The sequence below is a fragment of the Streptomyces sp. NPDC097129 genome (genome assembly GCF_055668065.1).
The window spans coordinates 1-1,215 of sequence record NZ_JBVOQE010000080.1; the positions used below are offsets into that span (position 1 = coordinate 1).

General features: G+C 64.1%; 2 protein-coding genes. Both read right to left on the reverse strand.

The features are described 5' to 3' along the window. Positions 1–3: 3 nt before the first annotated feature. On the reverse strand, positions 4–228 hold the full coding sequence (locus tag AC0B9F_RS38245; RefSeq protein ID WP_472010432.1) for a DUF397 domain-containing protein: 225 nt from the start codon (positions 226–228) through the stop codon (positions 4–6). Continuing rightward, the gene (locus AC0B9F_RS38250; protein ID WP_472010434.1) at positions 221–1,090 is read right to left on the reverse strand and encodes a helix-turn-helix domain-containing protein; all 870 of its coding nucleotides are present in this window, start codon (positions 1,088–1,090) and stop codon (positions 221–223) included. The genes AC0B9F_RS38245 and AC0B9F_RS38250 overlap by 8 nt, the downstream gene beginning before the upstream one ends. Between the last annotated feature and the right edge of the window lie 125 nt (positions 1,091–1,215).

Here is a 1,215-nt window from a genome sequence, read left to right on the forward strand (position 1 = left end):
CGTTTAGGCGTTGGTGTGGAGGCCGGCCGTGAACGCGGCGAAGTGGCCGGGTGAGAAGAGGAGCGCGGGGCCCTGGGGGTTCTTCGAGTCCCGGACGGCGATCCGGCCAAGGGCCGACCGGACGTCTGCGACCTCAACGCATTGTGACTGGTCGGAGCCGCTGTATGAAGACTTGAACCAGGCCGCTCCTGGCAGGTCGGTAGCGCGGACCACGGCCGTTTCAGGCATGTGGTGTTCCCTTCATGTACTTCTTGATCACATCGCGTGATTCGTCAGTGGGCAAAGCCGCTTCACAGACAGCGTCGAACACCTCTGCAAAAGCGGTCACGTCTTCCGGCTCCTCAAGAAAGACCCCGCCTCGGGTGTGGTCAACGGTGACCAGCGAGGGCCAGGGGCGTCGGAAGTCCATGATCGTCATGTTGCTGGTCAGGCCCGAGTGAAGGGGTGCGTCCAGCGGCATGACGTGAAGGGAAATGTTGTCTCGCTCCAACATGTCCAGCAGGCTGAGGAGTTGGTCGCGCATCAGGTCCGAGGCAGCGCCCGCCCGCGGATACAGGGCGGATTCGTCAATCACCGTACGCAGTTCGATGGGGCCGGCTGGACGGGTCAGGATCTCCTTGCGGGCCTGCCGCACCTGGACGAGCGCGGTCGCGGTCTTCTGGGTCGCGGCCCGGGGCGAGCTGGAGATGATGGCGTGTGCGTAGGCCGGTGTCTGCAGCAAGGCCGGAATGAGCTGCGGAAAGTAGCAGCGGATCGTCACGGCCTCGGACTCCAGGGCGATGCTGTCCGCGTAGGTCTTCGGCAGGATGTCGGCGTAGGCGGCCCACCAGGCGCGGTGCCCGGAATTGATGACGCGGGTCACTTCGGTGATGGTCTCGGCATCGTCGATGCCGAACGACTGCAGGAGCGTTGAGACTTCGTCGGGCTTGATCTGGTACTGGCCGGTTTCTACACGGCTCAGGCGCGTGTTCTCCCAGTTGAGGATGCCCGCGGCCTGCGCGAGGGTCATGCCGGATGCCCGCCGGTAGTGCCGCAGCAAGCCCCCAAGTCGCCGCCTGAGAACCGGCGGTGGCGTCTGTGCAGTGGCCATGTGCGGATTCTGGCACAACATTGCAGATCCGCAGAGGGGTCTTGGCTGGGAACAGCCGTTCTCGTCCCTGCGGTTTCTTCTCACAATGTTGCGGAATGGGCGCAGATTGGAGCATGGTAGGAGCA